At 74.7% G+C, this 15,444-nt stretch carries 16 protein-coding genes; 6 read left to right on the top strand and 10 right to left on the bottom strand.

Annotation, left to right across the window (positions count from 1 at the left end):
* Positions 1-40: 40 nt before the first annotated feature.
* From AB0D10_RS18860 to AB0D10_RS18870, 3 genes are all read right to left on the bottom strand, one after another.
* Entirely contained in the window at positions 41-928 is an 888-nt protein-coding gene (locus AB0D10_RS18860; RefSeq protein WP_360257444.1) for a hypothetical protein, read from the bottom strand.
* A 184-nt stretch (positions 929-1,112) separates the two neighbouring features.
* Positions 1,113-2,060, bottom strand: a complete 948-nt coding sequence (gene bla, locus AB0D10_RS18865) for a class A beta-lactamase (protein WP_360257446.1) — start codon at positions 2,058-2,060, stop codon at positions 1,113-1,115.
* A gap of 88 nt (positions 2,061-2,148) precedes the next feature.
* Complete coding sequence (locus AB0D10_RS18870) at positions 2,149-2,952, bottom strand: SAM-dependent methyltransferase (protein WP_360257448.1); 804 nt, start codon at positions 2,950-2,952, stop codon at positions 2,149-2,151.
* A 226-nt stretch (positions 2,953-3,178) separates the two neighbouring features.
* On the opposite strand from AB0D10_RS18870, the gene AB0D10_RS18875 reads away from it, so the two are divergent.
* Positions 3,179-3,811, top strand: a complete 633-nt coding sequence (locus tag AB0D10_RS18875) for a sigma-70 family RNA polymerase sigma factor (RefSeq protein WP_360257450.1) — start codon at positions 3,179-3,181, stop codon at positions 3,809-3,811.
* 62 nt (positions 3,812-3,873) lie between these two features.
* A complete protein-coding gene (locus AB0D10_RS18880; protein WP_360257452.1) occupies positions 3,874-4,542 on the top strand; it encodes a hypothetical protein in 669 nt (222 codons plus the stop codon).
* Between the two features lie 150 nt (positions 4,543-4,692).
* Here AB0D10_RS18880 and AB0D10_RS18885 read toward each other — a convergent pair whose 3' ends face one another.
* The 5 genes from AB0D10_RS18885 to AB0D10_RS18905 all read right to left on the bottom strand — a co-directional run bounded on the left by AB0D10_RS18885 (position 4,693) and on the right by AB0D10_RS18905 (position 9,402).
* Entirely contained in the window at positions 4,693-6,522 is a 1,830-nt protein-coding gene (locus AB0D10_RS18885; protein WP_360257454.1) for a condensation domain-containing protein, read from the bottom strand.
* 112 nt (positions 6,523-6,634) lie between these two features.
* Entirely contained in the window at positions 6,635-7,312 is a 678-nt protein-coding gene (locus AB0D10_RS18890) for a 4'-phosphopantetheinyl transferase superfamily protein (protein ID WP_360257456.1), read from the bottom strand.
* Positions 7,309-8,091 (bottom strand): hypothetical protein, encoded by a 783-nt coding sequence (locus tag AB0D10_RS18895; protein ID WP_360257458.1) that lies wholly within the window; start codon positions 8,089-8,091, stop codon positions 7,309-7,311. Before AB0D10_RS18895 ends, AB0D10_RS18890 begins: the two co-directional genes overlap by 4 nt.
* 4 nt (positions 8,092-8,095) lie before the next feature.
* Positions 8,096-8,386, bottom strand: a complete 291-nt coding sequence (locus AB0D10_RS18900) for a phosphopantetheine-binding protein (protein ID WP_360257461.1) — start codon at positions 8,384-8,386, stop codon at positions 8,096-8,098.
* A gap of 83 nt (positions 8,387-8,469) precedes the next feature.
* On the bottom strand, positions 8,470-9,402 hold the full coding sequence (locus AB0D10_RS18905) for a 3-oxoacyl-[acyl-carrier-protein] synthase III C-terminal domain-containing protein (protein WP_360257463.1): 933 nt from the start codon (positions 9,400-9,402) through the stop codon (positions 8,470-8,472).
* A gap of 190 nt (positions 9,403-9,592) precedes the next feature.
* On the opposite strand from AB0D10_RS18905, the gene AB0D10_RS18910 reads away from it, so the two are divergent.
* The 4 genes from AB0D10_RS18910 to AB0D10_RS18925 all read left to right on the top strand — a co-directional run bounded on the left by AB0D10_RS18910 (position 9,593) and on the right by AB0D10_RS18925 (position 13,076).
* A complete protein-coding gene (locus AB0D10_RS18910) occupies positions 9,593-9,892 on the top strand; it encodes a hypothetical protein (protein ID WP_360257465.1) in 300 nt (99 codons plus the stop codon).
* The gene (locus AB0D10_RS18915) at positions 9,889-11,034 is read left to right on the top strand and encodes a glycosyltransferase (RefSeq protein ID WP_360257467.1); all 1,146 of its coding nucleotides are present in this window, start codon (positions 9,889-9,891) and stop codon (positions 11,032-11,034) included. Before AB0D10_RS18910 ends, AB0D10_RS18915 begins: the two co-directional genes overlap by 4 nt.
* Positions 11,035-11,226: 192 nt before the next feature.
* A complete protein-coding gene (locus AB0D10_RS18920) occupies positions 11,227-12,183 on the top strand; it encodes an ATP-binding cassette domain-containing protein (RefSeq protein ID WP_360257656.1) in 957 nt (318 codons plus the stop codon).
* Between the two features lie 128 nt (positions 12,184-12,311).
* Positions 12,312-13,076 (top strand): ABC transporter permease, encoded by a 765-nt coding sequence (locus tag AB0D10_RS18925; RefSeq protein ID WP_360257470.1) that lies wholly within the window; start codon positions 12,312-12,314, stop codon positions 13,074-13,076.
* A gap of 110 nt (positions 13,077-13,186) precedes the next feature.
* Here AB0D10_RS18925 and AB0D10_RS18930 read toward each other — a convergent pair whose 3' ends face one another.
* Positions 13,187-14,473 carry a PLP-dependent aminotransferase family protein gene (locus AB0D10_RS18930; RefSeq protein WP_360257472.1) on the bottom strand — a complete coding sequence of 429 codons (1,287 nt, stop codon included), beginning with the start codon at positions 14,471-14,473 and terminating at the stop codon, positions 13,187-13,189.
* Positions 14,470-15,405 (bottom strand): alpha/beta hydrolase, encoded by a 936-nt coding sequence (locus tag AB0D10_RS18935; protein WP_360257474.1) that lies wholly within the window; start codon positions 15,403-15,405, stop codon positions 14,470-14,472. The genes AB0D10_RS18930 and AB0D10_RS18935 overlap by 4 nt, the downstream gene beginning before the upstream one ends.
* Positions 15,406-15,444: the final 39 nt, after the last annotated feature.

Here is a 15,444-nt window from a genome sequence, read left to right on the forward strand (position 1 = left end):
TTGTCCGGCAAGTCACCTTCGCACGGCCGAGCCGGACGGGCTACCGGGGCGGGACGGCGGGCTCGGCGTCGGCGTCCGGGTGCGGGGCCGACGACTCGGCCGGACCGCCCTCCGGTTCACCGAAGCGGGACAGGAGGAAGGTCCCGCCGACCGCCACCGCGAAGCCCGTCAGCGCGCACCACTCGAACCCGGGGCGCGCGGCGTCGCCGAGCGCCACCACGCCGATCAGGGCCGGGCCGAAGGTCTCGACCACCGTCCCGGCGGCGGTCGCGGCCGTGACCGTGCCGCGCTGCAGGGCCAGCGCGTACGCGAGGTAGCCGCCGAGGCCGCCGGCGGCGAGGGCATACGCGGCCGGGTCGGTGAGGATCGCGAGCGGGCCGGACGCGTCCATGACGCGCACCGCGAGGCTGGTCACCCCGAACCCGACGCCGGCGAGCACGCCCAGCCCGGCGGCGGCCGCGGTGCCGTTCCGGCGCACCAGGACGAGGGTGGCGAGCAGCATGACGACGGTGGTGGCGAGCAGCGACCAGTGGAACGCGGCCGGGGCGTAGTTCCGGCCATCCCGGCCGGACCCGACGGCCAGCAGGGTCAGGCCGACGACGACGGCGATGATGCCCGTGACGTCGGCCCGGTGGAGCCGCGCGCCGAGCAGCCAGACGGCGGCCAGGGCGGTGACGGCCAGGCCCGCGTTGGTCACGGCCTGCACGAGGAACAGGGGGAGGCTGCGCAGGGCGACGATGCTCAGCACGAAGCCGGCGATGTCCAGCAGGGTCCCGACCAGGAACTGCCACGACCGCGCCAGGGCGGCCAGCAGCCCCGCCCGCACGCGGTCGGCGCGCGGGGCCGACCGCGCCCCGCGCGCCTGGAAGACCGCCCCGAAGCCGAAGCAGACGGTCGCGACCAGCGCGGTGGTGAGTCCCAGCAGCATGCGTCTCCCAGCGTCGTGGGGCTGCATCCGGTCCACCACCAGTCTGTGCCCGGGGTGGCGGGGGCGCACGGGTGCGACGGGAGGGACGACGGGGCCTGCCGGGGCCGACGTACGGGCCGGCGGCCCACGTCGAGCGGTGCGGGCCACCGGCCCGCCGGAGCCGGCCGGCGGGCCGTGCGCGGAGCTACCCGAGGGCGGCGGCGAGCAGGGCGGCGGTCGTGGCGACCAGGGGTTCGTCCATGGCGGCGGTGGCGTCCGCGGGCTTGGTGGTGAGGACGGCCAGGAGAACGGGGTCGCCGGACGGGGTCCAGGCGATGCCGACGTCGTTGGTGGTGCCGTAACTGCCGGTGCCGGTCTTGTCGGCGAGGGTCCAGTCCTGCGGGAGGCCCGCGCGGAACCGGCGGGTGCTGGTGGTGTTGGCCCGGAGCCAGCCGGTGAGCCGGTCGCGGTCGGCCGGCGGGAGGGCGCGGCCGAGGGCGAGCCGGCCGTAGGTGCGGCCGATGGCGTGCGGACTGGTGGTGTCGGTGACCCGGTCGGGCTCTGCCGTGTTGAGTTCGGGCTCCCAGCGGTCGAGGCGGGTGACGCGGTCGCCGATCGAGCGGCAGAAGCGGGTGACGGCCGTCGGCCCGCCGAGTTCGCGGAGCAGCAGGTTGGCCGCGACGTTGTCGCTGTAGTCGATGGCCGCCGCGCAGAGTTCGGCGACGGTCATGCCGTTCGCCAGGTTCTCGGGCTTGCCCGTGACCGGCGCGGCGCCGGCCCGGTCGACGTCGGCCCGGGTGTACCGGATCCGCCGGGCGAGGAACTCTCCGTCGCGGTCGAGGTCGCGCAGGACGGCGGCGACGGCGACGGTCTTGAAGACCGAGCAGATCGGGAACAACTCGTCCGCGCGGTGGCGGACGGTCCGGCCGGTGGTGAGGTTCCGGGCGTACACGCCGAGCCGGGCCGAGTGCTGCTGTTCGAGGGCGGCAAGCCGGTGGTGGAGGTCGGTGCCGCCGGGGCCGCCGGGTGTTCCGGTGGTGGCCGCCGCCTGCGCCGGTCCACCGGTCGCGGCCGTGACGGCGACGGCCGCCCCGAGGCCCAGGCCGAGGAGGGCGCGGCGGCTGTGGCGGGTTTCCGAAGGCTGCGCGTGCATGGTGCCCCTCTGTTCGAACGTCGCGGTGCGATACCGCCTACTCGATCACAGGACGCAGTCGGGGCGCCGATGGTTCGTCAACAGTCGGTCAGGGACGCACGGCGACCGCCGCGTAGGCCGAGGCCTCCGGGGCGGGAACGGTGGGCTCGTCCGCCGGCGGGCGCCACTGGGGGGTCGGGACGACACCCGGGGCGAGCAGGTCCCAGCCGTCGAAGAAGCGGGCGAACTCGGCGCGGGTGCGGGCCTGGACGGCGGTGCCGGCGGACCCGTAGATCCGGACCAGGTTGGTGATGTCCTCGGGCGCGAAGTCGGGGGTGACATGGGTCATCACCAGGGCGCTGCCGCGGGCGAGGACGGACTTGAGGTGTTCGACGAGGTCGTACGCGCCGCGCGCGTCGGGCACGAAGTGGAGCAGGGCGTTGAGGGAGAGGGCGACGGGGCGGTCGAGGTCGATGGTGTCGCGCAGCCCGGGGGCGCCGAGCAGGCGGGCGACGTCGGTGACGTCGGCCTCGACGTAGGCCGTGCGGCCCTCGGGGGTGCCGGTGAGCAGCGCCTGGGCGTGCGAGAGGACGATCGGGTCGTTGTCGGCGTAGACGACCCGGGCGTCCGGGCGGACGCCCTGGGCGACCTCGTGGAGGTTGGGCGAGGTGGGGATACCGGTGCCGATGTCGAGGAACTGGTCGAACCCGGCCTCGGCGAGGACGCGGGTCGAGCGGTGCATGAAGGAGCGGTTGGCCCGGGCGCCGGTGCGCAGCCAGGGCGCGACGGCGAGGGCGTGCCCGGCGGCCTCGCGGTCGGCGGCGAAGTTGGTGAAGCCTCCCAGGAAGTAGTCGTACATCCTGGCCGAGTGCGGCACGTTCAGCCGTAGATCCACCCCGTCGTAGAGCCCCATCGTTTCCCCCTCGGTACACCGCTCGCAACCGATCGAATTGCTGCCCACGGTATCCGGCAACCAATCACGGGCGGACCGACTCAAACAGTCACCAGATCACATGAGATGACAATCTGTGTTCGCATTGCAGCCTGGAGTGACAGGCCTGATGGAATGAGGATGGGCACGGACAGCCCGACCCTCGGATGGCCCGGCGAGCAGCCGACGGCCGCGGAAAGCAGGCTCGATGACGATCGACAGGGGCGCCCCCGCACGCGGGTACCGGGGCGGGACGGCAGTGGACTGGACCGGCGGAAGCGGCCCGGAGCGGACGGCCGGCGGGGACCTCGGCCTCCGCCTGGACCTCGCCTACGCCGCCTTCTGCGAGACGCACGAACCCGCCTGGCACGCCCTCGCGTTGACCAGGATAGGCAGCCACGCCGACGCCGCACTGGTGGTCGAGGCGGTGAAGTCCGACCTGGCCCGCTGCTGGCCCCAGGTGCTCCGGTTCGAGGAACCGGCCGCGTACGCCTGGCGGTTGGCCAACCGGCACGTCTCGGACTGGGTCGCCGCCGAGGAGCCGGTGCAGGTGGAGGCGGTCACCTTCGCGGCGGTGATCGGCGCGTTCAAGCAGGTGGCGAAGGGCCTGCTGCACAACGAGGCCGACGAGGTGCGGCTGTACGCGGCGATCCTCGAACTGCCGGACCGGCAGCGGGACGTGGTGATCCTGCGCTACCTGCTGGGCCTGCACCCCCGAGTGATCGCGGCGTACCTGGGACGGCCGGTGGCGACGGTGCACTCCAACCTGCGGCACGCCCGCGAACGGCTGGCGCGCCGACTCGGGGTGGGCGAACTCCCGGACCGCGGAGGCGAGCTGTGACGGAGCGACGGACGACCGGGGCACCGGCCGGGGCACCGTGCGCGACGGGCGGGGGGCGTGCGGTGTTCCGCGTGCCCCGGGCCGAACGCGCCCACGCCGAGCGGATCGCCGCGGTGCGCCAGGCCCGGCTGACCGCCGCGCCGACCCACCTCCCGTCGGAGTACGAGCAGGCCGCCTTCGAACTGGGCCTGGTGGTGGCCCTGGTCCTGGGCGCGCCGGACGCCTCGCGCGGGCTCGACCTCCTGGTGAACGCGCGCCGGATCCAGCCCGAGGGCGCGGAGGTGTTCGGCGCGCTGCTCTACGCCACCGGGAAGGAGGAGGGCGCCGAGTTCTGGTGGCGCTTCGCGGCCGGCTCCGGCAGCGGCACGGCCGCGTACTGCCTGCACCTGCACCACCTGATGCTCGGCGAGACCGACGACGCCGACTACTGGCGGGCCTGGTCGGACCAGCTGTCCACGGTCGAACACCCACCGGGGCCGGGGCCGCTGCGGATGAGCAGACCGCTGCTGCCGGAGGACGTGCGGCGCGACATCCTGTCCCGGGTGCACCGCGGACTGGCCCCGCAACTGCCGCCCGCGCTGGTCGCGGTGATCGACCGGCTGCCGCTGCAGGGGGACGACGACGCGGAGGAGGTCCCGAGCCCGTGGGGGCTCACCTCCGGGGCGACCTCCGCGTGCTCGTGGGACCTCCCCTGGGGGTTCGCCGAGGACGCGACGGACCCGCCGGGGTGACCGGCCGACCCGCCGCGACGACCGACCCGCCGCAACGACCGGCCTACCCGCCGATCTGCCGATCTCCCGGACCGAACGGCGGGCGACCGCCCGGGCGCCCGGCGGGGACCCGTGGGAGTGAGCCGCCCACGGCCGCCCGCGGTCATTCCTTCAGGTGAGCGTGGACAGCCGGGCGACGATCTCCGGATCGCGCCCGCTGCCGGCCTCGACCTCCTCGCCGTCCGGGGTGGTGCGACGGACCACGTAGCGGTGCGGCGCCATCGCGGTGTCCCGGCCGGGAAGGGCCGCCACGACGGCACGGTGCGCGGCGGCCGGGCCGAACGCGGCGTCGACGGTGGCGACCTCGGCCACCAGCTCGCCGTCGGCGAGCACGAGCCGGTGCGGGCCGATTGCGGATTCCAGCAGGGCTTCGACGGCGTCGAGGTCGACCCAGGAGCCGTCGACCAGCCGCCAGCGGTCACCCCGGCCGTCGACCGACGGGCCCAGCACGGCGGGCAGGTCGGCCAGCAGCACCGGGCCTTCGGCGGCGGCAGCGAGCAGGGCGAGCAGCGCCCGGGAGAAGCCCTCGGTCTCCTCCGGATCGAGCACCTGGGGGCAGGCGACCAGGACGAAGTCCAGGCTGCCGGTGATCCGCACGATGGCGAGCATCAGCCGCACCGGCAGCGGCGGACTGGGCATCGGGGTCAGTTCGGGATCGGCGGACGGGGGCGCCTGGGCGTCGGCGACGGCGGCCGGGACGGTGAGGCTCAGGTCGTTGACGACGACCTGCCGGGCGAACCGGGCGCCGCGCCGGTGGGCGATGTCCTCCACCAGCTGCCAGACCTGCTCGGCGTCCAGGATGCTGTGCCAGTAGGCCTTCAGCGAGGCCGCCTTGGCGCGGCCGATCAGCTGGTCGAGGTCGGCCGCGTCGGTGTCCAGCAGGACCAGCGCGTCCTGCGCGAGCGTGCCGACGTGGTCCATCAGCTCGGCCTGGTGCCGGTTGGCGGACAGCGCCGACATCACCAACTCGCCCCGGCGGCCGGCCCGGTGGGCCACCAGGGCGGCGAAGGCGGCGAGCAGGACGACGGACGGGCTCGCGCCGACACGGCGGCAGACGGCCGCCAGGTGGTCGGCCGCCCCGCGCGAGCGCACCAGCAGCGCGGTGTGGTCGCGCGGCGGGCCGGTGATGCGCGCGTCCGCGAAGACGGTCTGCGGGCCCGTGCCCAGCACCCGGGCCCAGTGCCGCAGGCCGGCCGCCGCCCTGCGCCGGCCCTGCGCGCTCTGCTCCGCGGCGGCGAGCCGCAGCGGCGTCGGGGCGACGACCGGCGGCAGCTCCTTCCCCGCGGCGAGGGCGTACCAGTCCTGGATCAGCACGGCGGTGGCGGCGCCGTCCGCGCCCGCATGGCAGACCACGGCGACCAGCCGGAGCAGCCGATCACCCCGGGCCACCAGGGTGAAGCGGATGCGGGGCGCCGCCGCCAGGTCCAGCGGGACAGCGATGTCGGCGCGGCCCAGCACCGCCGCCAGCGCGTCCAGCCGGCTGTCGTCGTGGTCGTCCGCCTCGACCACCGTCACGGCGAACCGGCCGCTCGGGTGCACCACTTGGCGGTCCGGGAAGCCGTCCCTGCCGGGCCCGGCAGGGAAGGAGGTCCGCAGCGACTCGTGCCGCTCGACCAGCAGCCGCAGGGCGACCAGACCGGCCGGGACGGAGGTGCCGGGCGGCACCGGCCAGACGGAGTCCTTGTTGATCTGCTCCGGGGCGTCGCTCCGGATGCAGCGGATCATGTTGTCCTGGCCGCGGGTGAGCGGGCCGGCGCCGCTGCTCGCGGCGGCGAACCGGACGGTGACCCGCCGGTCGGCTGTTCGCGGTGCGGCTTGGGGGTCCGGCGCCCGCGTGTCCGGGGTGGTCGCCCCGGTCGGCGTCGCCTGGCGCGGGGGCGTCTGGTGCGGGGCCGTTCCGTCCGGAGCCGCCTCGCGGGAAATCAGGTCGTGCGGAGTCACGTCGTACGCGCCTTTCGGCTCGCCGGGAGGGGCTCAGGGAGGGTGTGATCGGGACGCTACCAGCGGATCTCCAAGCTGGTCCAGACCACAGCGGGCCGGATTCGATTGAACGTCACATCGGCTTCCACACAAGCGAGTTGACATGTATCGGCGATTCACCGAGGGCCGCCACGGCCGCCCGGAACGGCCCGGGCACGGGCACGTCACAGAGCCGCGCCGGACCCGTTCCGAGCGCGCCGGGATCGGCCACCAGCAGCGGGGATGGGCCGCCCACGGACACACCGAAGGACTGCGCCAGCCGTCCGCCGTACGCCTTCGTACAGGCCTCCCGCCGGCACCACAGCGCGGTGAAGCGGGCCGCCCGCTCGGACGGCTCGGCGGGTTCGGCGACGGCGCACGCCTCCTCGAACGGGAACCAGCGGGCGGCCATCCGCTCGGCCGTCCGGGCCGCGTGGAGCCGCTCGACGTCGACACCGACCGCCCGGCCCTCGGCGAGGGCCAGCACCGCCAGCGCGCCCGAAGCCGACCAGTTCACCCGCAGTCCGCCGGCGTCCGCGGCCTCGGGCTTCCCGTTCGGCCCGTGCCGCCAGACCACCTCGGCCGGGGGCAGCCCGAGCCGGGCACCGACCAACTGCCGGACCGCGCCCCGCACCACCGTGAACCGGTCGCGCTGCCCGGGGTCCGCACCGGCGGTCCGGGCGCGCTCCCGCGCGTCGAGCGAGCGCCACAGCGCCGTGACGACACGCGAAGGCCGGTCGGTGTCGATGACCCAGAACTCGACCTCGGTCACGGCAGGGTCAGCGTGCTGAGCACCCCGAGCCGCCGGTCGTACCCGGCGAGCAGGACGGGCTGCTCCGCCTTCCGCCACCGCGGCAGGTCCTCGGCCACCCGCGCCCAGAGCCCGGTGAACGGCTGGGCCGGCAAGTCCTCGGCGTCGAAGCCGGCGCCGAGCACGACCTCCACCTCGGGCCCCGACTCCTCGGCGCGGGCCCGTACGGCTTCCTCCGGCGACCCGGCACCGGTGACCTGCCGGACCTCCAGGCCCGCACCCGGCGCCTCCTCGCAGACCAGCACGACCGCGGCGTGCCGCTCCGGCAGCGGGACCGGCACCGACGGCTCGTAGTGCAGCGCGGTCTGTTCGGCGAGCACCACCACGGCCCGGCGGCAGCCGCCGGTGCGGTGGTGGTCGGCGGCCAGCCGCAGGGCGGTGAACGCCGCGGCGGTGCCCTGGTCGCAGATCGCGAAGGCGAGCGGGTCGCCCGGGGCGGACCGGGCGAGCGCGAGCGAGGACGGCGCGCCGGGGCGCACGTCCGGGGTGTCGAAGGCGAGGATCAGCAGGTCCACCGGTTCGTCCTCGGCGAGCACCTCGCGCAGCAGTCCGGCGGCGAGCTCCTCGTAGGAGTGGCCGACGCCCTCGCGCAGCAGGTCCTCGCGCAGCGGCAGGCCGTAGGGGCGGACCAGGTCGGAGACGAACACCCGCAGGTCCGGGTCGAGCGAGGTCTCCGAGCGGCCGTCGAAGCGCCGGGCGAGCGCCCTGGTGATCCGCAGGCCGGAGGAGCCGGGGGCCACCCGGTCAGTCCTCGGGGATGACGTGCCCGGCGACGTAGTCGGCGAGCCTGGTGACCGAGCGCAGGTCGTCCTCGGTGATCTGCTCGACGTCGACCTGGATGTCCAGCGACTCCTCCAGCTCCAGGATGAGCTCGATGGTGCCGGCGGAGGTGAGGCCGAGGTCGTCGAAGAGGCAGGCGTCCTGCGGGATCTCGGGCAGTTCGCGCTTGAGGACGCGCGGCAGGAGTTCGCCGATGCCGTGCAGGATCCGCTCGCGCAGCGCGGGGTCAGTGGTCTGGACCACAGGTTCTGACATGGGGGTACCGTCCCGTCGTACGTGGGAAGTGCGCCCTGAGGGCTCTGGGGTGTGGCCGACGATCCCGGATGACTGACCGGTCGTCAGTACCGCATGGCCATCGCGGAGAAGGTGGCTCCGACACCGGCGGCGGCGATCAGGTAGTGGTCGCCGCGGCGGAGCAGCCCCCGCGTGACGGCGGTGTGAAGATTGATGAGGCTGTCTGCAGCGAAACTGTGCCCGACCGACCGCACGTTGTCCAGCACGACTTTGTCGATCGGGAAGCCGATGCGGCGCGCGATCATCCGCCAGGACGCCTGGTTGACGTTGTGCGGGAGGATCGCGGCCAGGTCGGAGAGGTCCAGACCGGCTCGGTCGAGGGCGGCCTCGATCGCCTCGACCATCACGTTCGGGTACTCGCGCTGGTAGCGGGCGAGCAGGTCCGGGTCCCCGGCCAGGCGGCCGTCGAACTCCGGGCGCTGGCGCACCTCGAAGGAAAGCACCCGGTGAGCCCCTCCCCCGGCACTGACCAGACAGGCGGCCGCGCCCTCGGCGAAGATTCCGGTCTCGGGCACCACCTGGGCGTCCTTGGTGAAGGTCTTCTCCCCCGCCAGGACCAGCGCGCGCGCCGCCGGGTCGGGGTCGGACGCGAGCAGCCGGCCGGCCAGGTCGATGGCCAGCAGGCCCACCGCGCAGGCGTGGTGGGTCACCGTGAAGGCGTTGGCGTGCCCGAGCCCGCGCGCGGCGAGCAGGTCGTGCAGCGGGTTGAGCGGGTGGGGCACCGCCACCGGCATGCTGCGGGCGTGGATCACGAAGCGGATGTCGCGTTCGCGTCCGCGCAGCTCCGGCAGGTCGTCCAGGGCGGCTTCGAGCAGGTCGGGCAGCGTCCCGGCCGGATCCAGACGCAGCTGGTCCAGGCCGTGGAAGCGGCGGAAGAGACGGAGTTGACGTGGGGTCAGGCCGATGCGCTCGCCCACCGCCTCGATGGGCACGGCGTGTGGGGGGAGGTGGACGGCCACTGCCTCCAGTGCGGTCACGCGGGCTAGTATTCCGACGCCCGCCGGGTCGCACAAGTGATCCCGGGCCCGTCTTCCGGCTCCCGTCCACGGGAGTCCGACGACGGGGAAGCGGGCCCTCCGCCGTCGTGGCCACACCCTGGAAGTCGTCAACTGCACTCCGGTGCGGCCACGTTCACCCCAGCGCCGTCGAGCAGGTGGGAAATCTCTCATGCCGAATCCTGAACCCCCTTCCTCCGCAGAACCGTTGGATCCCGAGCTGGTCGCACTCGTGGTCGAGGTGGCCGGTGCACCGCCCGGCTGGGCCCGCCACGTCACACCGGCCGCCCGACTGGACGGCGACCTGCTGCTGGACGAGACCGAACTCGCCGCGCTGGCCGGGCGCCTGCGCCAACGCTTCGGCCCGGCCGCCGACCTGGCCGCGCTGCGCGCCGGGCTGGACCTGGCCGGCCTGGAAGCGCTGACCGTCGCCGACCTGCAGCGACTGCTCCCCGAGGAGGGTGCCCGATGACCCGGTTCCTGTTGGTGATGCCCCCGTTGACCGGACACGTCAACCCGGCCGCGGGCATCGCCGCCGAACTGACCGCGCGCGGCCACGACGTCGCCTGGACCGGTACGGAGTCGGTGCTGCGGCTCCTGCTCGGCCCCGGCGCGCGGGTGCTCGGCACCGGCACCAGGGCGTTCCGGGCCCAGGGCGGACACGGGCTGGCCGCACTGCGCTCGCTCTGGGAGGGGTTCATCGTCCCGTACGCGCGGTTCACCGCGAAGCCGCTGGACACGGCCGTGCGGGAGTACCGGCCCGACGTGCTGCTGGTCGACCAGCACACCCCGGCGGGCGCACTGGTCGCGCACCGCCACGGCCTGCCGTGGGCGAGCTTCGCGCCCGGGGCGATGGAACTCGACCGGCCGTACCGCGCGTTGCCGCAGGTCGAGGCGTGGATGACCGGGCTGCTGCGCGGGTTGTGGGAGCGCGCGAGACTGCCCGGGGCGGAGTACGTGGACCCGCGTTTCTCCCCCGCGCTGGTGCTGGCGACCACCGGTCCGGCGCTGACCGGCACCGTCTCGCCGTCGCACCACGCTCCGGTCGGACCGGTGATCGCGGCACGGCCGCACGATCCGGAGTTCCCGTGGGAGCGACTGCGGCCGGACCGGCGCCGGGTGCTGGTCACCATGGGGACGCTGGCCGGGGACCTGGGCGCGGACTTCCTCGCCCGGGCCGTCCGGGCGCTGGAGCTGTGCGGCGAGGACGTGCAGGCCGTGTTCGCGGCGCCGCGCGAACTGCTGCCCGGACTCCCGGCGCACGCGGTCGCGGTGGACCGGGCGCCGGTGCTGGAGCTGATGGCCCGCGGCGAGCTGGACGCGGTGCTGTGCCACGGCGGCATGAACACCGTGGGCGAGGCGCTCGCGCACAGCCTGCCGCTGGTCACCGCGCCGATCCGGCACGACCAGCCGTTCGTCGCCGCCCGGGGGGCGGCGACCGGGGCCGGGCTGCGGGTGCCGTTCGCCCGGGTCGACCCGGAACGGCTGGCGCAGGCACTGCTGGCCGTACTCGGGACAACGGGCTACCGGGACGCCGCGGTTCAGGTCGGGAGGGACCTGCTGGCCGGGGGCGGCGCGGTGGCCGCGGCGGACCGCCTTGAGGCGCTCGCCTGACGGCTCCGGCGCGGGAGTGCCCTTAGCAGAAGCGGAGATCACACGTCTATTGGTCTAGGCCATTGTCTCCGGGCCGCACTTCGCCCTAGGGTGTCGCAGCAGCACCGCCCTCCGCAGGTGCCGAGCACCGCCTTCCCAGGTGCCGTGGCAGCCCACCCCGTCCGGGAGTTCCGGTTGATCAAGACCACGGGACTGCGCAAGTCCTACCGCAAGAAGACCTCCCGCCGCAGCGGCGACAGCCGGACCGTCGACGCCGTCCGCGGCATCGACCTCTCGGTCGCCGCCGGCGAGATCTACGGCTTCCTCGGCCCCAACGGCGCCGGGAAGACCACCACCCTGCGCATGCTGGCCACACTCATCCGCCCCGACGGCGGACAGGCCGACATCGCCGGTGCCGACCTGTTCACCGACCCCGCCGGGGTCCGCCGCCGGATCGGCTACGTCGCCCAAGGCGGCGGCACCACCGACAACGTCAGCGCCCGCGAGGAACTCGTCCTGCAGGCCCGGATGCACGGCGCCGCCAAGGCTCGGGCCGTCCAGGCCGCCGAGGACGCACTCAAGGCCTTCGACCTGGGCGAGTTCGGCGACCGGCCCTGCGCCACCTACTCCGGCGGCCAGCGCCGCCGGGTGGACATCGCGCTCGGGGTGATCCACCAGCCCCGGGTGCTGTTCCTGGACGAGCCGACGGTCGGGCTCGACCCGGCCAGCCGCGCCCACGTCTGGGAGGAGATCCGCCGGCTGCGCACCGAGGGCATGACGGTCGTCGTCACCACCCACTACCTCGACGAGGCCGACGCGCTCTGCGACCGGGTCGCCATCGTCGACCACGGACAGGTGGTGGCCGAGGGCACGCCCGAGGCGCTCAAGCGCGAGATCTCCGGCGACGTCGTCCTGGTCGGCCTGGACGCCGGGGAGGGCGCCACCGAACGCGCCGCGGAGGTGCTGCGCCCGCAGCCGTACCTGCACCGCATGGAGTCCGACGGGGACGGGGGGCTGCGGCTGTACCTGGAGGACGGCGCCGCCGCCATCCCCCAGCTGCTGCGCGCGCTGGACGCCGCGGGCGTGAGGCCCGGCACCGTCCAGCTCCAACGGCCCAGCCTCGACGACGTGTTCCTGGCCCGCACCGGACGCTCGCTGCGGCAGTCCTGACCCGCAGCGGTGGTCCCCGCAGCAGTTCCGGCCCGCCGCGGCACGCTCGCTCGCTGCGGCAGTCCCCGCACCGACACCCGGTGACCCCGCTCCCGCCACCCTGCCCCGAACGACCCCCTGGGGAGACCGTGAAGCTCGCCCGCGACACCTGGCTGGTCTTCCAGCGCCAGCTGCTGCTGATGATCCGCACCCCGGTCTGGATCGCCGTCGGCATCATCCAGCCCCTGTTCTACCTCCTGCTGTTCGCCCCGCTGTTGAAGAAGGTCCTCGCCCCCGACGGCGCGAGCAGCTACGCCGACGCCTACCAGGTGTACGTACCGGGCCTGTTGGCGGTGCTGTGCATCTTCGGCGGCCTGTTCACCGGCTTCAGCCTGCTCGGCGAGCTCAAGGCCGGGATCATCGAGCGCTCCCGGGTCACCCCGGTCAGCCGGCTGGCGCTGCTGCTCGGACGGGCGCTGCGGGAGATGGTGGCGCTGCTGGTGCAGGCCGTCCTGATCACGCTGATCGCGCTGCCGTTCGGACTGCGGGTGAGCCCGCTGAGCCTGCTGCTCGCCTACCTGCTGCTCGGGCTCCTGGCGCTGATGACCTCGGCGATCTCGTTCGGCATCGCCCTGATGGTGCCGGCGGACGCGGCGATGGCACCGGTCGTCAACACCATCGCGCAGCCGATCGCGCTGCTGTCCGGGGTGCTGCTGCCACTCACCCTGGCACCGGACTGGCTCCAGCAGCTCGCCAAGTGGAACCCCTTCTACTGGGCCGTGGAGGGCATGCGCGCGCTGTTCTCCGGGCACGCCGGGGACAGCGCGGTCTGGCAGGGGCTGCTGGTGGTCGTGGCGATGACCGTCCTCGCGGTGTACTGGTCGGCCCGGCTGTTCTCCACCCGGGTGCGCTGAGCCGCCCGGACACCGCGGCCCGCCGGACGCCGGACGCCGCACCGAAGGGGCCCTGCTCCCACGGGAGTTCCCGTGGGAGCAGGGCCCCTCCGCCGTGCTCGGACGCGCCCTCAGGAGGTGATGAAGGCCGCCAGCTTCGCCACCCCGTCGATGATCCGCGCCTGCGTCAGCGAGCTGACGGACAGCCGCAGCCGGTGCGCTCCGCCGCCCGCCGGGTAGAACGGCGCCATCGGCGTCCACAGCACCCCGTGGTCGCGGGCGCACCGCTCCATCGCCGCGTCGTCGGCCGTGAAGGGCACCGTGAGGACGGCGAAGAAGCCGCCGTCCGGCCGGTTCCAGGAGACGCCCAGCCGGCGCCGCTCGGAGGCCGGGAAGTGCCGGTCCAGCTCCCGCAGCAGGGTGTCCATGCCGGCCGCGTAGTGGGCCGTGGCCCGGGCGTTGGCGGCGCGCAGGCGGCAGTCGTGCGCCAGCAGCATGCCGCCGATGACGGCCTGGCTCAGCGCGGGCGTGTTGACCGTCGTCATGCTCTTCAGCTTGGCCAGCTCGTCGGCGAGCAGGCTGCAGCGCCCGTCGGGCCCGGTGACCTCCTGATCGGCGACGACGTAGCCGAGCCGGGCGCCGGGGAAGCAGGTCTTGGCGAAGGAGCCGAGGTAGACGACCCGGCCGTGACCGTCCAGCGCCTTGAGGGTGGGCCGCAGGCCCGGCGTGCGGGCGAAGAAGCCGTACGGGTTGTCCTCGATGACCAGGACGTCCTCCTCGGCGGCCGCCGCCAGCAGCCGGGTACGGGCCTCGACCGGCATGCTGGTGCCGGACGGGTTCGCGAAGTCGGGGACGACGTACAGGGCGCGGGGGCGCCGGCCCTCGGCGCGGACGGCCCGGGCCGCGGCGGCCACGGCCTCCGGGTCGGGTCCGCCCTCCGGCGCCTCGGGGACCGGCCGGGTGGTCAGGTCGAGCAGCCGGGCGGCGCCGGTGACCCCGACGTAGCAGGGCGAGCTGACCAGCAGGACATCGTCGGGGCCCGCGCAGAGCGCGCGCAGGGTGAGCAGCATGCCCTCCTGGGCGCCGACGGTGAGCACCAGCGACTCGGGAGCGACGGCCAGGCCCTCGTCGTTGGCGAGGGTGCGCGCGACCAGGTCGGCGATGATGCCCTTGGTGGGGCCGTACTGGAACAACGCGGTGCGCACGGCGTCCCGGTCGAGGCCGCGGTCGGCGAGGTGGGCGAGGAAGCGGTCCAGGTGCGCGGGGACGTCCTCGGGCTCGAAGAAGCCCTCGTAGGGGCGGCCGGGGGCGAACGAGACGGCGTCGGGGTAGCGGGTGGTGACCTCGTTGAGGAAGGTCATCGCGTCCAGCAGCGGGTCGGCCAGGGAGGCGTGCAGGTCTTCCAGCGGGAGCTTCACCGCAGGGCCTCCCGCAGCCGCCCGGCGGCGTACGCCTGGGCCTCGGCGGCGGCGTCCAGGGTGCCGGTCATGGCGAAGAAGCCGTGCGGCACGCCCGGGTAGCGGCGCAGCTCCACCGGGACCCCGGCCGCGCGCAGCGCCTCGGCGTACTGCTCCCCCTCGTCCCGCAACGGGTCGTACTCGGCGGTGAGCACGGTCGCGGGCGGCAGGCCGGCCAGCGTCGCGGCGCGCAGCGGGGAGGCGTACGGGCCGGCACCGTCGGCCGGGTCGGCCAGGTAGTGGCCCCAGTACCAGGCGACCGAGCGGCGGTTGAAGAGCAGCGGGTCGTCGTGTTCGCGCAGCGAGGGGGTGTCGGCGCCGTGGTCGGTGTTGGGGTAGACGAGCAGCTGGTGGCGCAGGGTGGGGCCGCCCTCGGCGCGCAGCAGGAGGGTCAGGGCGGCGGTGAGGTTGCCGCCGGCACTGTCGCCGCCGACCGCCAGCCGGTCCGGGTCGATGCCGAACTCCTCGGCGCGTTCGACGAGCCGGACGAGGACGGCCCGGCAGTCGTGCAGGGCCGCGGGGAAGGGGTGTTCGGGGGCCAGCCGGTAGCCGACCGAGGCGATGACGCAGCCGACGGCGTTGGTGAGCCGGCGGCAGATCGCGTCGCTGGTGTCGGGTGAGCCGAGGGTCCAGCCGCCGCCGAACAGGTAGAGCAGGGCGGGCAGTCGGCGGCCGGGCGGTTCGGGCCGGTAGAGCCGCAGGGCAAGTTCGCCGCCGGGGCCCTCGACGCGGTGATCCTCGACGGCGGCGACGCGCTCGGGGGTACCGGCCGCGGCGCGGATGTCGGCGAGGTCGGCGGCGCGGGCCTCGGCCAGGGTGAGGGTGTAGAGCGGCGGGGCGCCGCTGCGCGCGCGGCGGGCGCGCAGGGCCTCGGCCTGGGGGTGCAGGGGCATGGGTGGTCCCGTTCTGGAGCGGCGGGGTTCGGCGGGCGA

Source organism: Kitasatospora sp. NPDC048545 (assembly GCF_040651155.1).
GTDB lineage: Bacteria > Actinomycetota > Actinomycetes > Streptomycetales > Streptomycetaceae > Kitasatospora.